Origin of the sequence: Serratia sp. OS31 (assembly GCF_014164835.1) — a bacterium.
Taxonomy (GTDB): Bacteria; Pseudomonadota; Gammaproteobacteria; order Enterobacterales; family Enterobacteriaceae; genus Serratia; species Serratia liquefaciens_A.
The window spans coordinates 17,105-37,788 of sequence record NZ_JACJFQ010000040.1; the positions used below are offsets into that span (position 1 = coordinate 17,105).

The 20,684-nt window shown below is 54.9% G+C and carries 15 protein-coding genes and 1 pseudogene; 7 read left to right on the plus strand and 9 right to left on the minus strand.

Annotated elements, in window-relative coordinates; translation table 11 throughout:
* Positions 1-85 precede the first annotated feature (85 nt).
* Complete coding sequence (gene ilvY / locus H5P17_RS23415) at positions 86-985, minus strand: HTH-type transcriptional activator IlvY (protein WP_020837481.1); 900 nt, start codon at positions 983-985, stop codon at positions 86-88.
* A 168-nt stretch (positions 986-1,153) separates the two neighbouring features.
* Here ilvY and ilvC point away from each other — a divergent pair, with 168 nt between their 5' ends.
* Positions 1,154-2,629, plus strand: coding sequence for a ketol-acid reductoisomerase (ilvC, locus tag H5P17_RS23420; RefSeq protein WP_126485974.1), 1,476 nt, complete (start codon positions 1,154-1,156; stop codon positions 2,627-2,629).
* A 197-nt stretch (positions 2,630-2,826) separates the two neighbouring features.
* On the opposite strand, the gene H5P17_RS23425 is transcribed toward ilvC, so the two are convergent.
* Positions 2,827-3,759, minus strand: a complete 933-nt coding sequence (locus tag H5P17_RS23425) for a sugar kinase (protein ID WP_182825529.1) — start codon at positions 3,757-3,759, stop codon at positions 2,827-2,829.
* 165 nt (positions 3,760-3,924) lie between these two features.
* The gene (locus H5P17_RS23430; RefSeq protein WP_020837477.1) at positions 3,925-4,128 is read right to left on the minus strand and encodes a 2-hydroxymuconate tautomerase family protein; all 204 of its coding nucleotides are present in this window, start codon (positions 4,126-4,128) and stop codon (positions 3,925-3,927) included.
* 146 nt (positions 4,129-4,274) lie between these two features.
* Here H5P17_RS23430 and pdeH point away from each other — a divergent pair, with 146 nt between their 5' ends.
* A complete protein-coding gene (gene pdeH, locus H5P17_RS23435) occupies positions 4,275-5,060 on the plus strand; it encodes a cyclic-guanylate-specific phosphodiesterase (protein WP_081835834.1) in 786 nt (261 codons plus the stop codon).
* Between the two features lie 99 nt (positions 5,061-5,159).
* On the plus strand, positions 5,160-7,193 hold the full coding sequence (locus tag H5P17_RS23440) for an AsmA family protein (protein WP_182825530.1): 2,034 nt from the start codon (positions 5,160-5,162) through the stop codon (positions 7,191-7,193).
* 29 nt (positions 7,194-7,222) lie between these two features.
* On the opposite strand, the pseudogene H5P17_RS23445 reads toward H5P17_RS23440, so the two are convergent.
* The 3 genes and pseudogenes from H5P17_RS23445 to yhjD form a co-directional block, all read right to left on the minus strand.
* Positions 7,223-7,990, minus strand: a pseudogene (locus H5P17_RS23445) (CDP-diacylglycerol diphosphatase); the annotation flags it as partial.
* Between the two features lie 98 nt (positions 7,991-8,088).
* Positions 8,089-9,411, minus strand: coding sequence for an MFS transporter (locus H5P17_RS23450; protein WP_182825532.1), 1,323 nt, complete (start codon positions 9,409-9,411; stop codon positions 8,089-8,091).
* Positions 9,412-9,739: 328 nt separating this feature from the next.
* Positions 9,740-10,759: an inner membrane protein YhjD gene (gene yhjD, locus H5P17_RS23455; RefSeq protein ID WP_020837471.1), complete on the minus strand. Its 1,020-nt coding sequence runs from the start codon at positions 10,757-10,759 to the stop codon at positions 9,740-9,742.
* Between the two features lie 340 nt (positions 10,760-11,099).
* On the opposite strand from yhjD, the gene H5P17_RS23460 reads away from it, so the two are divergent.
* Positions 11,100-11,966 carry a crotonase/enoyl-CoA hydratase family protein gene (locus tag H5P17_RS23460; RefSeq protein ID WP_044548799.1) on the plus strand — a complete coding sequence of 289 codons (867 nt, stop codon included), beginning with the start codon at positions 11,100-11,102 and terminating at the stop codon, positions 11,964-11,966.
* Positions 11,967-11,982: 16 nt separating this feature from the next.
* On the opposite strand, the gene pdeR is transcribed toward H5P17_RS23460, so the two are convergent.
* Positions 11,983-13,977 (minus strand): cyclic di-GMP phosphodiesterase, encoded by a 1,995-nt coding sequence (pdeR, locus tag H5P17_RS23465; protein WP_182825533.1) that lies wholly within the window; start codon positions 13,975-13,977, stop codon positions 11,983-11,985.
* Between the two features lie 606 nt (positions 13,978-14,583).
* On the opposite strand from pdeR, the gene spy reads away from it, so the two are divergent.
* Complete coding sequence (gene spy / locus H5P17_RS23470; RefSeq protein ID WP_182825534.1) at positions 14,584-15,081, plus strand: ATP-independent periplasmic protein-refolding chaperone Spy; 498 nt, start codon at positions 14,584-14,586, stop codon at positions 15,079-15,081.
* A 124-nt stretch (positions 15,082-15,205) separates the two neighbouring features.
* On the opposite strand, the gene H5P17_RS23475 is transcribed toward spy, so the two are convergent.
* Positions 15,206-16,039 carry a phosphoenolpyruvate hydrolase family protein gene (locus tag H5P17_RS23475; RefSeq protein ID WP_044548803.1) on the minus strand — a complete coding sequence of 278 codons (834 nt, stop codon included), beginning with the start codon at positions 16,037-16,039 and terminating at the stop codon, positions 15,206-15,208.
* A gap of 11 nt (positions 16,040-16,050) precedes the next feature.
* The gene (locus tag H5P17_RS23480) at positions 16,051-17,268 is read right to left on the minus strand and encodes a Tm-1-like ATP-binding domain-containing protein (RefSeq protein WP_044548805.1); all 1,218 of its coding nucleotides are present in this window, start codon (positions 17,266-17,268) and stop codon (positions 16,051-16,053) included.
* A 337-nt stretch (positions 17,269-17,605) separates the two neighbouring features.
* Here H5P17_RS23480 and H5P17_RS23485 point away from each other — a divergent pair, with 337 nt between their 5' ends.
* Together H5P17_RS23485 and H5P17_RS23490 are read left to right on the plus strand one after the other, a co-directional pair.
* A complete protein-coding gene (locus H5P17_RS23485) occupies positions 17,606-18,229 on the plus strand; it encodes a TetR/AcrR family transcriptional regulator (RefSeq protein WP_044548806.1) in 624 nt (207 codons plus the stop codon).
* 406 nt (positions 18,230-18,635) lie between these two features.
* Positions 18,636-20,684 (plus strand): autotransporter serine protease (locus H5P17_RS23490; RefSeq protein WP_182825535.1); only part of this gene is annotated, 2,049 nt, incomplete at its 3' end.

A 20,684-nucleotide genomic window follows, 5' to 3' on the forward strand; every position in this document is an offset into this window, starting at 1 on the left:
AGCGTTGTTGGCTGCAACATGAAATCCATAGGGTATTTTTATCTCGGCATTGCAAATGATCATGTTTGAAAGCAATGGTTTCGTTTTAAGGATTTTTGACCGTTAATAACAAGCGCCAGAAAGCGTCGATCAGTGGATCGCTGAGGCGTTTTTTCTGCACGCAGACGCCCAGTTCGAACGGCTCGACCATAGAGATATTTTCTAACTGTGAGATGCGGTTGCGTACCGGTTCCGGGCTGTTGTCCACCACCACGCCGGGGATCAGTGCGATACCGCAGCCCAGTGCCACCATGGAAACAATCGCCTCGTGGCCGCCGACGGTGGCGTAAATCAGCGGATTGGCGATGCGCTGGCGACGGAACCACAGCTCGATGCGTTTTCGCGACGGGCCATGCTCCGGCAGGATAAACGGAATATTGGCCCAGTCGGGCTGTTCGGCAAATGCCTGGCTGCGCACGGCGCAGGGCAGCGCCGGGGCAATCAATACCAGCGGGATCTCGCCGATTTTGGTGAAGGCTACGCTGGTGGGCAGGGTTTCGGGCCGGCCGGCAATGCCCAGATCGGCTTCGTTGGACTGAACTTTGTCGACGGCGTCGGCAGCGTCACCGGTGGTGAGTTTAATTTCTACCAGCGGATGTTGCGCGCGGAAGCGGTCCAGAATCGGCGGCAGGTGGCTGTAGGCGGCGGTGACCGAGCAGAACAGCCGCAGCTCGCCGCTCAGCGAAGGGCCATGCTGGCCGAGAGAATGCTTCAGCTGCTGGTATTGCAACAGCGTCTGCTGGGCAAAGTCTTTTAGCTGCTCGCCGGCATCGGTGAGCTGCACGGTGCGGTTATCGCGTAAAAACAGCGGTTGCCCGAGGATCTCTTCCAGCCGTTGGATCTGGCGGGAAAGCGTCGACGGACTGACGTGCATCGCCTTGGCGGTGCGGCCAAAGTGGTGGCTTTCGGCCAGATGAAGGAACAGCTTTAAATCACGCAAATCCATATCAGTACGCTCGCAGCAAGAGTGTTGCATAAATTGCAATATCACATTCGTAATATATCAATTTAAGCAACGCGTTTCCTGTTATACATTGAGTTTAACGAATCTCCGCACAGACAGGCGGGGAATGAAAATAACATGCAAGACACAACATCTAACTGGAGTACCACCATGGCTAACTATTTCAACACATTGAACCTGCGTCAGCAGTTGGCGCAATTGGGTAAATGCCGTTTTATGGCACGTGACGAATTCGCTGATGAAGCCGGCTACCTGAAAGGCAAAAAAGTGGTGATTGTCGGCTGTGGCGCGCAGGGCCTGAACCAAGGCTTGAACATGCGTGACTCGGGGCTGGATGTGGCTTATGCCCTGCGTAAAGAAGCTATCGACGAAAAGCGCCCTTCATGGCGTAAAGCGACCGAAAACGGCTTCAAAGTAGGGACTTACGAAGACTTGATCCCGCAGGCCGACCTGGTGGTTAACCTGACGCCGGACAAGCAGCACACCTCGGTAGTGCGTGCCGTACAGCCGCTGATGAAAGACGGCGCGGCGCTGGGCTACTCTCACGGCTTCAACATCGTTGAAGTGGGTGAGCAAGTACGTAAAGACATTACCGTGGTGATGGTTGCGCCAAAATGTCCGGGTACCGAAGTGCGTGAAGAATACAAACGTGGTTTCGGCGTACCGACCCTGATTGCGGTTCACCCGGAAAACGACCCTAAAGGCGAAGGCATGGCGATTGCCAAGGCTTGGGCTGCTGCGACGGGCGGCCATCGCGCCGGCGTTCTGGAGTCTTCCTTCGTCGCCGAAGTGAAGTCTGACCTGATGGGCGAGCAGACCATTCTGTGTGGCATGTTGCAGGCGGGTTCACTGCTGTGCTTCGACAAATTGGTTGCTGAAGGCACCGAGCCGGCTTACGCAGAAAAACTGATCCAGTTCGGTTGGGAAACCATCACCGAAGCGCTGAAGCAGGGCGGTATCACCCTGATGATGGACCGTCTGTCCAACCCGGCTAAACTGCGTGCTTATGCGCTGTCCGAGCAACTGAAAGAGATCATGGCGCCGCTGTTCCAGAAACACATGGACGACATCATCTCCGGCGCCTTCTCCAGCGGCATGATGGCCGACTGGGCAGAAGACGACGTGAAGCTGCTGAACTGGCGTGAAGAGACCGGCAAGTCGGCGTTCGAAAACGCGCCGCAGTTCGAAGGCAAAATCAGCGAGCAGGAATACTTTGACCACGGCGTACTGATGGTGGCAATGGTGAAAGCCGGTGTTGAGCTGGCGTTTGAAACCATGGTTGACGCAGGTATCATCGAAGAATCTGCTTACTACGAATCACTGCACGAACTGCCGCTGATCGCCAACACCATTGCGCGTAAGCGTCTGTACGAAATGAACGTGGTTATCTCCGATACCGCCGAGTACGGCAACTACCTGTTTGCCAACGCGGCAGTGCCACTGCTGAAAGAGTTCATGACTACCCTGCAGGCGGGGGATCTGGGCAAATCCGTGGCCGGGACTTCCGTAGATAACGCGCAACTGCGTGACGTGAACGAAGCGGTGCGTAATCACCCAATCGAATCCGTTGGCCGTAAGCTGCGTGGTTATATGACGGATATGAAACGTATCGCGGTTGCGGGCTAAATACCCGTCGTCTTTCAGGCTGTAGCGTTGTTACCTGCACTATCACACCCCAGTCACTTACTAAAGTAAGCTCCTGGGGATGAGATAGCTTGGCGCCTGGCTACAACCTGAAATCCATAGGGTATTAAGATGGGTTTTCGAGCCCAATAAAAAGGCCAGCGTTGTTGCTGGCCTTTCGCATTTCTACGGAACCGGCATCATTGCGGCATGGCTGCGAGTGGGATAATGGCGCCACGATGCTGGATCACCGTGCTGGCGGTGAGGTGACCGCGTTGCGCCGCCTGCACGGCATCGCCGCCGGTTAAGCGTACCGCCAGGTAACCCGCGCTGAAAGAGTCCCCGGCCGCCGTGGTATCCACCACCTTTTCTTTCGGCAGCTGTACCGCCGGGATTTCAAATTCGGTGCCTTCAGCGCTGAAAACCAGGCAGGCCTCTGCCCCGCGTTTGATCACAATTTCCGTCACGCCCAGCTGCTGCGTGCGGTGCACCATCTGTTCCACCGGCTGTTTGCCCCACAGCAAATCTTCGTCATCCAGCGTCAGGAACGCGATATCGGTGCAGGCCAGCACCTCGCGATAAGCCTGCTGCGTTTCCTCCCGGTTTTGCCACAGGCGGGGGCGATAGTTGTTATCGAAAATGATTTTGCCACCGTTGGCGCGGCATTGGCGCAGTAAGGCCAGCAGCTTGATACGGCTGTCCGCGTCGAGGATCGCCACGCTGATGCCGCTAAGGTATAGGTAATCGAAGTGGGCCAGTTGTTCGCATAACGTCTCCGCCTGCGGGCCGGCCAGCCAGTAGCGGGCGGCGGCGTCGTTGCGCCAGTAATAGAAAGTGCGTTCGCCGGCTTCATCGGTTTCGATCACATACAGGCCCGGCAGCTTGTTTTCCAACCGTTGAACCAGGCGCGTATTGACCTTCTCCTGTTGCCAGGCGTGCAGCATTTCCTCGCTGAAACTGTCGGTGCCGAGCGCGGTAACGTAATGCACCTGCAGCGTGCTTTCTGCCACCTGGCGGGCAATGTAAACGGCGGTGTTTAGCGTATCGCCGCCAAAGCCGCGGCTAAGGTCCGCGCCTTTTTGCGACAGTTCAATCATGCATTCGCCGATCACGGCAAGATTCTGGGTGGTCATAGTCAACGAGCCCTGGCTGAAAGAAGAAGGTGAATGGAAGCGAAACCTATTCAGTCTCAAGGCAAGGGGCGAGGGAGTCAACGAAAATAAAACAACGTTTTAATTTAATTATGACGACGATCGGGAAACTGAAAAATTTCCCGATCTGCAGACAAGAATCCGCCGTTATTTAGCGGCGGCGCGCAGCTCGGTGACGCATTTGCCGCCGATACCCCAGTTGTCGGTTTCTACTTCATCGATGACGACCACGGTGGTGGCCGGATTCTTCCCCAGCGTATCCACCAGCAGTTGTGTCACGCCGGCGATCAGCTGTTTCTTTTGTTCCGCTGTCGCGCCTTCACGGGTAATTTTGATATTTACGTAGGGCATGTTTTTTTCCTTGGTTTTTTGACATCGCTATTCACTGTAGAAGGCTTTTGCCGCCGCTTAAAGTTTTATCGCCTGCTGCCGATAAACCCAGGGAAGCAATCACGCAGACTGAACGTTTTCATGTCCCTTCGATGGCGATAGTTCCAATGACAACCAAGATGATTTCTGGTCTGCTGGCGCCATTCCTTGCCGTATGCACCCATATAAAAGCACAGCATTTTTGGCGGCAATGCCGGCGTCAGTATACTTTTCAGCCGATCTACCGCACCTGCGGCACTTTACTGGCGCTCGAACTGCTGACGGCGGTGTCTCATCCTGCCGCGCCGGACAAACCGCTGTCGCCGGAGCACTATTTTGCCGCTCTTGACGTACGTAAACGCCTGCAGATCATTCAGGAACAGCTGACTCTGCTCCAGCACTGGCAGCCGCTGTTGACCCGTCACGCGTTGATGGTATCGGTCAATATTGACGGTATCGCGCTGCAAGCGTTGCAGCGGCATGACGTGTTGCAACGACAGATTGCCAGCATGCCTTATCTGCGCTTTGAGCTGGTGGAGCATGCGGGAATGGCGTTGAACGGCCCGTTGCAGCAGATTGCCGGCGCCGAGCGGCTGTGGCTGGATGACTTCGGCAGCGGACTGGCGAATTTCTCCGCCGTCAGCACCTGGCGCTATCAATACATCAAGGTGGCGCGTGAATTATTCACCCTGCTTAAGCAGACGGAAGATGGCATTCAACTGCTCTCCACGCTGGTCAGAATAATGAACCAGCACAGCGAAGGGGTGATCGTAGAAGGGGTGGAAACCGAACAGGAATGGCTGCTGGTGCAGCGCTCGGGTGCCCTGGCCGCGCAGGGGTATTACCTTTCCCGCCCTGCCCATTTCGACACCCTGCAAACCTTGCCCAGATTATTTTCCGCGCCGACTGCCTGATCCTCGTTCCCCTAAAGCGTGAACTCTGGCCTATCCTCGGCTAGGCTTGATAACAGTTGCTTATCAATTGTTGGCAAGTTTCGCGTTCAGGGAGCCGTTATGACAAAAACAGGAAAAGCGTTCACTTGGGTGGGCGGCATTGTGCTGCTGGTCATCGTCGCGTTGGTGATCTTTGCGCTGGCGTTCGACTGGAATCGCCTCAAACCGACCATTAACGACAAGGTGTCTGCCGAGTTGCACCGCCCGTTTGCCATCCGTGGCGACTTGGGCGTGGCCTGGACGCGCGACAAAGATGACGGCGGCTGGCGTGCCTGGGTGCCATGGCCGCGTATTCATGCCGAAGATATCGTGCTGGGTAACCCGGAAAATATCCCGGGCGACAGCATGGTCCAGTTGCAGCGCGTCGAAGCCAGCATCTCACCACTGGCGTTGTTGGGCAAAGAGGTGCTGATCCCGCGCATTTGGCTGAAGCAGCCGAACGCCAACCTGCAGCGCCTGGCCAATGGCGAGAATAACTGGACCTTTAACCTGGCCGGCGATCCCAATCAGCCCCCGTCCGACTGGACGGTGAACATTAATGACATCGTTTTCGATAAGGGTCAGATTGCTTTTAAAGACGCCACGCTGAAGGCGGATTTCCGCGCTGAGATTGATCCGCTCGGCAAACCTTTGCCGTTCAGCGAAGTGACGGGCAAAAAAGACGCCAGCAAAGCCATCACGCCTGACTATGTTTTCGGTTGGAAGGTGAAGGGCACCTATAACGGTGAGCCGCTGGCGGGCAGCGGCAAGATCGGCGGTATGCTGTCGTTACAAAGTGCCGACTCGCCATTCCCGCTGCAGGCAGATGTGCGTTCCGGCTCTACCCGCGTGGTGGTGGCAGGTACGCTGTCTGACCCGATGAACCTCGGCGGGTTGGATCTGCAGCTTAAATTCTCCGGTGATAGTCTGGGGAACCTGTATGGCCTCACCGGCGTGCTGCTGCCGAATACCCCACCTTATTCTACCGATGGTCACCTGATTGCCCGCCTGCACGAGAAAGGCGGAGCCGTATTCCAGTACCAAAAATTCGACGGCAAAATCGGCGACAGCGATATTCACGGTGATTTGACCTATGTTGCCAGCAAACCCCGGCCGAAGCTGAAGGGGGAAGTGCTGTCGAAGCAGCTGCGCTTCGCCGATCTGGCACCGTTGATTGGCGCGGACTCCAACACCGAAAAAGCCGGACGCGGCGAAAAAAGCCGTCAGCCGGCCGGCAAGGTGCTGCCGGTAGAAAAGTTTGAAACCCAAAGCTGGAAGGTGATGGATGCGGACGTCAAATTCACCGCCAAGCGCATTGAGCACGGCAGCTCGCTGCCGCTGAGCGATCTCTATACCCATCTGCAGTTGAACAACGGTGCCATCCTGATGGACCCGCTGCGGTTCGGCGTGGCGGGCGGTAACCTCAACGCCACCCTGCGCCTCGACGGCAGCAAAAATCCGATGCAGGGCCGGGTGGATATGCATGCACGGAAATTCCAGCTCAAACAGTTGCTGCCGAACGTGGGATCGATGAAACGTAGCCTCGGGCAGCTGAATGGAGATGCCAAACTTACCGGCAGTGGCAACTCGGTGGCGGACTTGCTGGCGACCAGCAGCGGCGATCTGCGGATGGTGATTAACAATGGGGTTATCAGCCGTAGCCTGATGGAAATTCTTGGGTTAAACGTTGGTAACTATCTGGTGGCGCAGCTGTTTGGTGACGACGTCGTGGGCATTAACTGTGCGGCAGCGGACATCGGGATTAGCACCGGTGTGGCGGCACCGCGGCTGTTTGTGTTCGATACCGAGAACGCGATTATCAATATCAGCGGCAATACCAATCTGGCCACGGAGCGGCTGGATCTGTCCATCGATCCGGAAAGTAAGGGGATGCGCGTGCTGACGCTGCGTTCGCCGCTGTATGTGAAAGGCACCTTCGCGCATCCGGACGCTGGGGTGAAGGCCGGCCCGTTGATTGCGCGCGGTGCCGCGGCAGTGGCGCTGGGCGTGGTGCTGACGCCGGCAGCGGCATTGTTGGCGCTGGTTTCGCCAAGCGAAGGCGGTGAGGAAAACCAGTGCGGCCAAATTCTGCAGCAGATGAAGAAGAAAAAATGACGGCTAATGGCCCGCACTGCGGGCCATTTTTATTGCAGAACCCGGCAGTCGTGATCCTGAATTTCTTCCGCCGAAGCCAGGGTAAACGGCAGCAAACTGCGTTCGGTGGCCAGCAGCAGGAAATCACCGCCCGGCAATGCGGTCATCGCCAGGCCGAAACTGCCCATACGGCCCTCGGCTCGTGGCACTCCTTCCGCCAGCAGGTGGAAAGCCCCCTGTTTATTTAGATCCTTGGCGGTGACCTTACGTACCAGGTAGTCGTGCCCCAGCAAGCCGCCAGGCAGGGGCTCCCAGCGTTCACTGTAATCCGTCGCGTACTGTGCCAACTGCGTTTTTACCGCCGGTAACAGGCAGGAAATATGAATATGCAACTGATTCTGCGTTCGGCCATATTCCGAGTTAATCGCCAGCGAAATATCGGCGTCATCAATCTCTTTTCCGTATTTATCCGCCATAAAATGCCGCGCTGCCCAGGCTTGCTCAAAGAAGTTTGGGGTGGGGGCTTCCAGCACCTGCGGGCTTTCAATGCCGGTGATTTTGGCGGTTGGCATCAGCAAATACTGCAGTGGCCCGTTGCGATCCTTAAACACCACAAAACCGGCCTGTGGGTCGACCTGCGCACAGGGGGCAGGGTTGTTATGCGCTTGCTGGTTGGGCAGGCACTGCTGGCTGACGATACGCCATAGCGCGTTTGAATTGGAGGGGTTTAGCCAGAACCAGGCAGCCAGCGCAATGGCGATCACCACCAATGGCACAACGTACCAAAACAGTCTGCGGCGCAGAGACATTATTGATTTCCATTTCTGTCAAAGGGGAAGCGTTCAGCATAGTCCGATTTTATGACAGGAGACAATACGGGAAGTGCGGCCCGCCTGATGGGGGCCGCGTAAGAGGGTTACAGCGACTTGTCTCGGGTCTCTTTCATCAGCAGCAGGGCGATCAGCGTCAGGCTGGCCATGGCCGCCAGGTACAGACCGACATAGAACAGACCGTAGTGCGTTGCCAGCCAGGTGGCGATATAAGGCGCTACCGCAGCCCCGAGGATTGAGGCGACGTTATAGGAGAAGGAGGCGCCGGTATAGCGAACTTCCGTCGGGAACAGCTCCGGCAGCAGCGCGCCCATCGGGCCGAAGGTCAGCCCCATGATGCTCAGGCCGCACAGCAGGAAGCCCATCACCAGCGCCTGGTTGCCGGAACCCAGCATGCTCGGGAACAGGAAGGCGAAGGCGATCATCAGCAGCGTAATGACAATCATGGTCTTGCGACGGCCAAAGGCATCAGCCAGCAGACCGGCAATCGGTACCATAACGCCAAAGCCAATTACCGCCACCATCAGCATCCACAGGAAGCTGTTGCGCGAGTAGCCTAACCCCAGCGGCTGCGGCGTAGTGCCGTAGGTCATCGAGTATACCGTCATCAGGTAGAACAGCGTATAGGTCGCCAGCATGATGAAGGTGCCGAGGATGGTCACTTTCAGGTGCTTGCTGAGCAGGGTACCGAGCGGAATTTTCACCTGCTTGCCGGCTTTTGCCACCTTGGCAAATACCGGTGTTTCATGCAGTGACACTCGCACGTACAGCCCGATCAGCACCAGTGCGGCGGACAGAATAAACGGCACGCGCCAGCCCCATTCCATAAACTGCTGGTCCGTCAGTAGCCAGGAGAGCAGCAGGAAGGTACCGTTAGCGAAGAAGAAGCCGATAGGCGCGCCCAACTGCGGGAAGGAACCGTACAGCGCCCGTTTTCTGGCCGGGGCATTCTCGGTGGCCAGCAAGGCGGCGCCGCCCCATTCTCCGCCCAGGCCCAGACCCTGACCGAAACGCGCCAGCGCCAGCAGGATTGGCGCGAAGATGCCAATGGTTTCGTAGCTTGGCAGCAGGCCGATCAGCACGGTGGAAATCCCCATGGTGAGCAGCGAGGCGACCAGGGTCACCTTACGCCCTACGCGATCGCCGAAGTGGCCGAACAGCGCCGAACCAATTGGGCGCGCAATGAAAGCGACGGCGAAAGTGGCCAGCGACTGCAGCGTGGCGGTGGTGGGATCGCCCTGTGGGAAGAAGATATGCGGGAAAACGATCACCGCAGCGGTGGCGTAAATGTAAAAATCGAAAAACTCGATAGCGGTCCCGACCAGCGAGGCGACAATCACTTTTCCGCGTGAGTTAACCGGTGTTGACGCGTCGTCGGCGTCCAGAGTTGGTGCGATGGAGGCTTGCATAATATTTCTTATATTTTGAATTTGTAAAAATCCATCTTAGTCACAGCAAAATGCCTTTTCAATGACGAAACTTTGTACAATGCGGCGATTAACCGGTTAAAAAGCTTAATGTTTCATCGCTGCGTTTCTGCATAGATTTTAACGTTGCCAAATGAATGATTTGCAGACTGAACATCTGTAAAAGGCGAAAAGAAAAGTTAGCTAGTAGTTTGTTATGCTGGTTTTGGTAGGTGAGTTGGTTTCTTATTGGTTTTATATGCTGGATTTATGGCTTAAATGCGAAATAAAAAACCGGCCATAAGAAAGTGGCCGGTATGATTGCGTTGATCTACGGCGCGGATTGTTCTGAGGTTGGCAGGGTCTTATCCTCTTTATATTGCGCGGTGGCGATCCAAGCAGCGCAAAACAGCGTCAGTCTGGCGAAGAAATAGAAAAACGCCATCAGCCCAATCACCGAACCAAAGGCGGCCCCGGAAGGGGATTTAGCCACCTGTGGCAGCGTCATGGTCATCACAAACTTAATCACCTCGAAACCGATAGCGGCAAGCAGCGTACCCCGCAGCAACGCCTTTTTCTTCGGCTTATGCCGTGGCAGCATCCAGAAGATCCACAAAAACAGCAGGTAGTTGGCAAAGATGGAGATCGACAGCGCAATCAGCGTCATGGCCGGTCGCAGCCACTCGATGCCTTCCAGACCCAGCGCCTGCACGATCGCCGCCTGCGCCGAACCGGCAATGGAGGTCAGCGTCAGAGTGATAATCAGCGCCACCACCAGACCGGTCAGCGAGATAAAATCGCGCGTGTATTTGAAATAGATTTTTTCCTGATCCTGCGGATTGCGCTCCCAGACGTCACGCGACTGCGCACGGATCGCCTCTCGCAGGTTGCCCATCCAACTGATCCCCGAATACAGCGCCAGCGCCAGCCCGGTCAGCCCCACGGTGGTGCGTTGCTGAATGGCGGTATTGACGGTGTTTTTCAGCGTGCCGGCCAGGGTCGGATCGCTGATGCTGCCGACGATTTTATTGATCAGCCCGGTCAGCAGGTCCGGGTTGGATGCCAACACAAAACCGACGGCGGCAAACGACACCATCAGAATCGGGATCAGCGAAAGAAACGAGAAATAGGTAATGGCGGCGCCGAATTGGCTGCCCAGGCGATCGTTAAAGCGCTCGGTGGCGCGCAGCAGGTGAGCGATGCTTGGCCAGGCCTTGATGCGTTCGACCAGGCGTGAAAATCCGGAAATGCGCCGGTCAAGGGTCTGGTGGCCGGTCTTGATGTCGATCAGCGGTTTTTGCGGCGCTTCACTGTTGGGCTGACGGGGGTCTTTATCTGATCCTGTAGGCATTACGTCACGATATCCTTAACGATAAATAGGCTGTCTCAATGTTGATTATAGCCAAAAGGCTCGCCGTTTTGGCCGCCGGGGCCGGTAACCGGCTATTTTGTGAGCTTAGCGCGTTCACTCCCCCGGTGAAATGTTGCCGCATGCCGATAGGTAAAATTCTTATGTCAGCCGCGTTCCAGCGCGGTTTTTTTCATTCTCCGACCTTCAATTTTTATCTGTTTCATCACCAAGAAAGCGTTTACTCATGATGTGGCGCGGCGGTTTACCAGCCGTAGCGCAACTGCAGCCGTAGGGGCTGGAACGGTTTCAACTGTTAACACGAGAGAAAATGGAAGGTCATATGAAATTACTTAATCATCCCACCTGTCGTCCGTTTACCGAAGCGGGCAATTTGACCCAGATATCCGCCTACTATGAGGAAGGACGGCGCATCATGTGGATGCTGCTGCGTGCAGAACCGCGCCCTTGCTTCAATCAGGCGTTAATCGAAGACATCATGACGCTGGCGCAGGCAGCAAAAGAGTCTTCATTGCAGTTTGATTTTTGGGTCACCGGATCGCTGGTGCCCAATATGTTCAACGTCGGCGGCGATCTGCAGTTCTTTGCCGAGGCCATTAAAAACCGCAAACGCGAGGCGATGATGGCTTACGCACGTGCCTGTATTGACTGCGTGCATGCGGCGGCGCGCGGGTTTGATACCGGGGCGGTCAGCATTGCGATGGTGGAAGGTAGCGCCCTGGGGGGTGGCTTCGAAGCGGCGCTGGCGCACCATTTCGTGCTGGCACAGAACAACGCCCGGATGGGGTTTCCGGAAATTGCGTTCAACCTGTTCCCCGGCATGGGGGGATATTCGCTGGTGGCACGCAAGGCAGGCATGCGCCTGGCGGAAGAGCTGATCTGGGGGGGGGAGTCGCACACCGCGGAATGGTTTGAAAGCCGTGGCTTGGTCGATCAGTTGTTCCAGCCCGGCGATGCCTATGTGGCTACCCGCACCTTCATCGATACCATCCGGCCCAAACTGAATGGGATGCGCGCCATGCTGCGAGCCCGTCAGCGTGTGTTGCAGCTCACGCGTTCCGAGCTGATGGATATTACCGAGGATTGGGTACATTCGGCCTTCACCATCGAGGAGAAAGATCGTGCCTATATCGAGCGTCTGGTTATGCTACAAGACCGCCACACGCTAAACCTGCGTCGTGCAGGCTAGAATCACCCTGCCCGCATCAGGCTGAGGAGGGATGCGGGCAATAAGACTGCAGCCAATGTTCCAACTGGTCCGGGAGCATTGGCCGCGCAAACAGAAATCCTTGTTTCTCATCCACACCGACTTCATCCAAAAACTGATTCTCGCTTTCGGTCTCTACACCTTCGGCAATCACCCGGAACCTGAGCGCTTCGGCCGCCGCGACGATGGCACGCACCAGCGACTGCGAAACCGGATTGCAATTCACCCCGCGCACGAAGCTTTTATCCAGCTTGATGGCATCCAGCGGAATGCGGGCCAACTGGGCCAAAGAAGAGTAGCCGGTGCCAAAATCATCGAGATGCACCTGCGCCCCCAGATCGCGCAGCCGCGTAATCACTTCGCGGGCACGTTTTTCATCCTCAATCAGGCTGCTTTCGGTAAGCTCAAAGTCGAGCAGGCAGGGGGCCAACTGATTGCTCTGTAAGACCTGAGCGAGATCTTCAACGATGGAATCATCAACCAACTGCCGTGCGGAAAGATTCACTGCCACCCGCAGATTCAAGCCCTGTCGTTGCCACTGTGCGGCCTGTTTGGCGGCGGTTTGCAACACCCAGCGCCCGAGTGGGCCTATCAGACCGGACTCTTCGGCATAAGAGATAAACTGCAGCGGTGGGATCAGGCCACGCTCGGGCGAGTCCCAACGCACTAAAGCTTCTACGCTGCATACCTTGCCACTGAGCGCCTCGATTTTTGGCTGGTAGTACACCACCAGTTGCTCTTGTTCCAACCCCTTTCGCAGATTGGTATCCAGCCACATGTATTCTGCGACGCGTTTGTTCATTTCCGGCGAGAACACGGTATAGGTACGTTTGCCGTGCTCTTTGGCGACGTACATGGCGGTGTCGGCACTGCGGATCAGGCTGTCGAGATCGTTGCCATGTTCAGGACATAGCGCAATGCCGATCGAACAGCCGGTATAGACCTCGATAAGGCCGATACGGAAGGGGGTCTTCAAGCGGTCGATAATACGCTGGGCCAGCCGTTGCAGCATCTCGCGGTCGGCTTGCTGGGCCAGCACCAGAAACTCGTCGCCCCCCAGGCGAGCCAGGGTTTGGTCTGGCGCGAGGCAGCCAAGTACCGCCAACGACACTTCCACCAATAAACGGTCGCCGAACATATGGCCGTAGGCGTCGTTAACCTTTTTAAAGTTGTCGAGATCGAGATACACCAGACCCACATGATTACCGTCGCGTGCGGCTATTGCCTGGGTGATTTTGTCCTGAATGGCATTGCGATTGGGCAGGCCGGTAATAATGTCGGTATTGGCCAGCACCCGCAGTCGTTCCTGAGCGCGACGCTCTTCGGTAATGTCGGTGCCGGAACAAATCAGGAAGACTTCATTTTTACCGCTGCCGCTGTGGACGAACTTGTTGCGAAACAAGAACAGCCGTTCACCTTTTACCGTTTTGATCCAACGTTCCACCTCATAGGATGATCCGTTGCGAAAAAAACCGGCGATGTTACGCCGCGATGCCGCCGCTTCTTCCGGGCTCATAAACAGCTGAAAGACATTTTTGCCAATAACATCATGTTCGTGCAGGCCGGTGTACTCTTCGCTCAGTCGGTTAAAGCGCTGAATTCGGCCGTGCTGGTCGACGATCACAATCACCGAATTGGCTTCTGACACCACCTGTTCGGCAAATGACAGGCCGTGTACCAGGTCGCGGGCGACCGATTGGGTGTCGCTAAAGGCCGAGGCGGTACCCGCCCATTCCAGATTATTGATCCTGCGCCCGACCAGATGCAGATGTATCGGCTCGCCGCCCAGCGTGATGGTGATATCCAAGCTGGCGGTAATGCCGGTCAGACGGCGGATCTTGGCTGCCTGCATGGCGCTGAGCGCCACGGCCACATGGGTTTTGCCTTTAACTGCCGACAACGCCAGGGCATTGCTGTCAAACGCCAACCGCCAATAAGGGCTGTTGGTGCCGAAATGGGCATTAAGAAGCATAGGGCCTTGGTCTGCGAACATGATGATTCCTCAAAAGGGCACGACAGCCAGGACTGTGCGATGGGCGCAGCAACAGGTTCTGGCCCGGTAGTGGCCGTAGTGCACGTATCTCCATCATATAACACGTTTTTCACGGGCAGAGGGTGAAACTATTATATAGCCAATAATTAGTTTTGCAGTGTAAACGCTGCATGGCCGCCGGTGCCCAAGGTGGCGCGTTGTGCCGGATCCTGACGATCGCGCCGATTGCGGGCGCAGCTGTAAGTGTAAGTGAGAACCTGTGGTTTCGAGAGATCCGTACGATTTCTGCTCCGCTTCCCTCTTGTTGCAAGACGGTTGCGCTGGACAAGCCTAAATTATAATAAAGTGGGCTGGTGACCGGAATAACCCCATAGGGGGGACTGAACAATTTGGGGGAAATTCATGCTATGGGAAACCAAAATTTCCATATAATACGCATCATCTCCATAATTCATTCATTATTGCCGAATAAACCTGTTCTGGGCTTTAATAAATTTACACTCCATCGCATTACTATATGTTTATCGGCCTATTATTATCTCCGACGAAAGATGAGCCTGTTCACGTACAGCGCTCCTGATGAAGAATAATTTTAAGGAAATGATTATGCATAAACTGACCGCTTTATTTGTCGCTTCTACTCTGGCTCTGGGTTCTGCCTCCATGGCTTTCGCTGCCGATACGACTGCGGCCCCTGCGACGACAGATGCCACCCCAATGAAAATGATGCACCACAAAGGCGAAGGTAAAGGCGGGCCATTCGCCGGTCTGAACCTGACTGAGCAGCAGCGCCAACAAATGCGCGACATCATGAAAGAGTCGCATCAGAAACGCGGTGCGGGCATGAAAGATGAGCGCCAAGCCTTGCATAGCCTGGTTGCCTCCGACAGCTTCGACGAAGCCAAGGCGAAAGCCCAAATTGACGCTATCAGCAAAACTCAGTCCGAGCATATGCTGGAGCGCGCCAAAGCTGAAAATAAAATGTACAACCTGCTGACCCCAGAGCAGAAAAAACAATACAATGAGAATTATCAGAAACGCGAACAGAAAATGATGGACCACATGAATAACATGAAGTCGAAAATGGCGACTGAACAGAAATAATTTCATGCGGTAAATAAAAAGGGCCAGATTAAATCTCTGGCCCTTTTGTTTATCTCACTGCTACTTCACTTTCCGCCATCTGGCGGGTTTCCCTGGTGTTGTGTGCGAGTGAGTTATTTTCCCATCAATTTCTGCTAATGCTTTTAAATTGACGTGTAGTTTCAGTTAATGCGAGCTCCGTAGGTAATCGTTCCATTGAACTGGCACCGTAGAAACCGTCTACTAACGGGCAATGCTGCATGATATAGGCGGCGTCTTCAGGTGTGGCTATCGGGCCACCGTGACAGAGAACGATAACGTCTTCGCGAATTTGTTTGGCCGCTTGGGCCCAATCGTTAATCAGTGGGACGCAATCAGCCAGGGTCAGTGCTGTTTCTGCGCCAATGCTGCCACCGGTCGTCAGTCCCATGTGCGGTACTATGATATCGGCGCCAGCTTCGGTCATTGCGATGGCATCCTGCGCATTAAAAACGTAGGGGGTGGTCAGTAGGTCTTTTTCATGCGCCAGACGAATCATATCCACTTCCAACGCATACCCCATTCCGGTTTCTTCCAGATTTGCGCGAAAGTTGCCGTCAATCAGGCCGACAGTCGGAAAGTTTTGCACTCCGGCAAAGCCCGTATTTTTAATCTCATCAAGAAATTTATCAAAATGGCAAAAAGGATCCGTGCCGTTTACCCCAGCTAAAACCGGGGTATGCTGGACTACGGGTAATACCTCTTTGGCCATATCCATCACGATTTCGTTTGCGTTGCCGTAGGCTAACAGACCCGCCAGGGAGCCACGGCCCGCCATGCGATAGCGGCCCGAGTTGTAAATGACGATCAGATCAATACCGCCAGCCTCCTCACATTTGGCAGATAGGCCGGTGCCAGCACCGCCACCGATGATCGGCTCGCGTCGGGCGATCATTTCCCGGAATGTGCTAAGTAACGCCTGTCGGGTGTGTTTGGCCATGTTAACTCCAATCAATAAGAATAAAAGATCTCCCTAAACTGTTGCACGGCAGCGTCGGCAAAGTGGGGATCGTTGATGTTGTAAGGGATTTTGATCAGACGGTGCTTTTCATTGCGTCGCCACGTTGTTTCCAGCGCATTGACGAAAGCGGCCAGCGCCTCAGGATCCCAAAATGCCTGTCCTGGGGCATCGAGAGCTGAAACACCGCCTTCAGGGATCAGGAAGCGAACCTCTCCCGGGCATACGTTTAGCTTTTCACCAATCCAGCGGCCCATTTGGGCATTTTCCTCAGGAGTAGTCCGCATCAGAGTCACCTGTGCATTATGGTTATAAAACTGACGGTCAGCGTAATGAGAGGGGATGGTGTCGGGATGTCCGAAGTTGATCATATCCAAAGCACCGCAGGACATGACGCAGGGAATACCGGTACGGGCTATGGCGCCAAAACGATCTTCTGTACAGGCCAGTACGCCACCAAACAGGTGGTCACAGACTTCTGTAGTGGTTAAATCGAACACGCCGTTTAACAGATGGCTGTCGATGAGTTTTTCCATTGCCCGCCCGCCGCTGCCGGTTGCATGGAATACCAGGCAATCCCATTCATTTTCAATTGCCGCGGTTACTGCCTGAATACAGGGGGTCGTGACACCAAACATGGTGAGACCAACGGCGGGTTTATTGTCGGCATTAACTTGAGTTGCAAAATGAACTGCTCCGGCAATTTGATGTGCGGCATTACCCAAGACGGTGCGAGAGATACGGTTCAGTCCGGCAATGTCGGTGACTGAATACAACATGCTGATATCACTGGCACCAACATAACCAGAGGTATCGCCGGAAGCCATGGTTGACACCATCAGCTTTGGCAAACCGATAGGCAACTGTTGCATAGCAGGTGTAATCAATGCAGTACCGCCCGAGCCGCCGAGGCCAAGTAAGGCTGCGACATCCTGGCGCGAAAGCATAAAGCGTTCGAAAGCAATGGCCATGGCGGCAATGGCTTTACCACGGTCGCCGCAAAAAACGGCGTTTTCGCCTTCGGGGTGGTAACTGGCGATGGTCACCGCAGAAATATCGGCAGGGTAGCTAGCCGGAATGGGATGGGTAGACAAATCGACGGTTAGCGTGGGGAGTCCGGTATCGGCGATCAGGCTACGAACATAAGCCAGTTCTCGTCCTTTAGTATCTGCCGTCGTCGCAATATAAATGATTGCTTGATTATTATTCATTAGCCTGTTCCTGAATTGTAGGTCCGGATGGCCGCCACGCTATACTATAATTTTGTTATAATTTAATTGGTTATATAAATTGAATCCCTGGTGCTGACTAAGATTGCTGAGCGTAGTCGGTGAATTCATCATCATAATGAGACGGCTGTATCATTTATGCAAGAGGGATAAGTTAAAAAATGAGATTAACGTCTCATTAGAAAGCGTGAGCCGAAAAATTTACCCTTTTTCGTGCATGGCACAAAGTTGGGCAAGTTTGTTACAGTGGGCTTTATTCGCCCGATCTATTGTTCTGGCCAGTTTTTATTGGTGAAAAGAGGTCTCAGTGTCATCAACCATGCCCCAAAACTTGACCCACACCCGAGCCAAAACCCGTAAGCTATTACTCGCCAGCGCGATGACGTTGTTTGATGGTGGCGCTTTCCCTTCAATCACTGAACTGGCTCAACATGCGCAGGTTTCCCGTGCGACTGCTTATCGTTACTTCCCTACCCAGAGTGCATTGATCACGGCAGTCGTTGCCGAGAGTTTGGGACCTATCCTTGAATGGCAACCGACAGATGATGACGCTGGAGTGCGAATTCAGCAATTACTTGGCTTTGCCTATCCTCAAATGGAACAACATGAGGGAGCTCTACGTGCCGCATTGCTGCTGTCTCTCCAACAGTGGGCCGAAGCGCAATCCAGTACCCTTAAGCCCGTGGACAAATTCGTTCGCGGTAATCGCAAACGCCTGCTGAAACTGGCGGTAGAGCCGCTGCAGGATAAACTGCCGCCTGAGGCGTTACAGCGGGTGATTCATTCTTTTTCGCTGATTTATGGGTCGGAAGTTTTCCTGGTACTGAAAGATATCTGGGGGCTGGAACTCGGGGGTATTCAGGATGTGACGCAATGGATGGCGAAAGCCATTATTCGGCAGGCTGAAGAAGATGCGATGAACAGCAAAAAACCGTTAGCATGATAATCCAATTTTCAACGGTCTGTTCCGTGTAATCCAGCATATTTCACTGAGTGAATATTGCTAATTCTTATAATTAAAAGAAATAATAAACACATTCTATGCTTTTTTTTAATGGCCGGCGGAAGAGAATTCGTCGGCTTTTTTTATTTAATTTATTTCTATTTATCATTTGATTAGCTTTTTATCTCGCCAGGAGGGAATCATTCTTCTCACCCGTTTTTAGTCATTCAAAACCCTTATGTCTTTCCTGCCTTTTTTCTAACAACGACGTGCCTCCGTTAAGCGTTCGCTTTATTGACCCATAAGGCGCGCTTGAGATTGTTGTGCTTTATTTATTTGGTGTTACGAAACTGTTACACAAAAAAATCAATAAAACATTTGCAAACAACAATGGACGGTATCTGGGATGGAAAATAGACGTAGAGGAGTCAAGCCTGTTCAGGCGGCCTTCGGCTGGCCTGAAATTGGCGTTAACCGCGCCCAATGGAGCGCGATGCTTTTTTGCCTGGCGGCGATCGGTGGGGTTCAGGCCGCGCCCTATGTGGAGAGCGGAAAGCCGGGCGATCCCGCCAGTTGGCGCAGTAAGGAATTTAATGCCGAATGGGGGCTGGGGGCCATCCACGCCGATCAGGCCTACGCCGCCGGTTATACCGGAAAAGGCGTTAAGCTCGGTATTTTCGATCAGCCGGTATATGCCAAACACCCGGAGTTCGGCAGTCAGGACAAAGTGATCAACCTGGTCACGACGGGGATTCGCGAATATACCGACCCCTATATCCCGGTGAAGAAAGGCGATGCATTTCGCTATGACGGCACGCCAAGCGTGGATTCCGACGGCACTCTCGGCTCGCACGGGACCCACGTAGGCGGCATCGCCGCCGGTAACCGCGACGGCGGCGAGATGCACGGTGTGGCGTTTAACGCGCAAATCATCAGTGCGGAGAACGGGGATCCGGGGCCGGAAGACGGCATCATTCTCGGCAACGATGGCGCGGTATATCAGGCGGGTTGGAATGCGTTGATCGCCAGCGGTGCGCGCATCATCAACAACAGCTGGGGTATCGGCATTACCGAGAAATTTGATCAGGGTGGCAAGGATCCAGCCTATCCGCATTTCACCCTGGCCGACGCGCAGAAACAGTTCGACCAAATCAAACAGATCCTCGGTACTAAAGCCGGTGGTGCTTATCAGGGGGCGATCGATGCGGCGCGCAGCGGCATTGTCACCATCTTTGCCGCCGGTAACGATTACAACCTGAATAACCCGGACGCGATGGCCGGTTTGGCCTATTTCGTGCCGGAGATCGCGCCGAATTGGCTGTCGGTCGCCAGCCTGCAGGATCCGAATAACACCGGTGATTACAGCATCAGCAGCTTCTCCTCCCGCTGTGGCTATACCGCCAGCTTCTGTGTTTCCGCTCCGGGCAGCAAGGTGTACAGCTCGATTATCGAAGGCAACAGCGTAGATAACCTGACCACCGGCTATGCCAAATACAGCGGAACCTCAATGGCCGCACCACACGTGGCAGGCAGCATTGCAGTGCTGATGGAACGCTTCCCCTATATGACCGGCGCACAGGTGGCTTCGGTGCTGAAGACCACCACGGTTGATATGGGCGCGCCGGGCATCGATGCGCTTTACGGCTGGGGAATGATCGATCTGGGCAAAGCGATCCACGGCCCGGGGATGTTTGTCACCGAACAGGATATCCCGGAGGAGTTCCGCGTGAGCGGTGCCTACGGCCCGGAGCAATTTGTGGTGAATCTGCCAGGTATCGGTGCCGTGCTGGACAAAGGCAAACCTACCGAGCGCGTCTGTGACGATATTCATTGTGGGCTGGATGTCTGGAGCAACGATATTTCCGGCCATGGCGGCCTGACCAAACAGGGCATCGGCTCACTGGTGCTGACCGGCAATAACAGCTACGCAGGGCCAACGCTGGTCAATCAAGGCCTGCTGGCGGTGAATGGCTCGGTGACTTCGGATGTGACGGTACAAAACGCCGGCGTACTGGGCGGTTCCGGTACGTTAGGGTCGCTGACCGCGCGCAGCGGCGGCACCGTGGCGCCGGGCAACTCGATCGGCACGCTGAACGTGATCCGCAACGTCAGCTTCGAACCGGGTTCCCGTTACGCGGTGGAAGTGGCAGCGAATGGCCAAAGCGATCGGATCCAAAGTAACGGATCGGCAACGATCGGCGGCGGTGAGGTGACCGTATCGCTGGAAAACAGCGGCAACCTGCTGTCGCAAAGTGAGGTTCGCAGTCTGCTGGGCCAGCAGTACAACATTCTGACCGCCCAGCAGGGCATCAGCGGGCAGTTTGATTCTGTGGCGCCAAACTACCTGTTCCTCGGTACCGGGCTGACCTACCAGCCGAATCAGGTGACGCTCAACGTCGGCCGTAATGACACCAGTTTTGCCAGCGTGGCGGCAACGCAGAACGAGCGTGCGGTA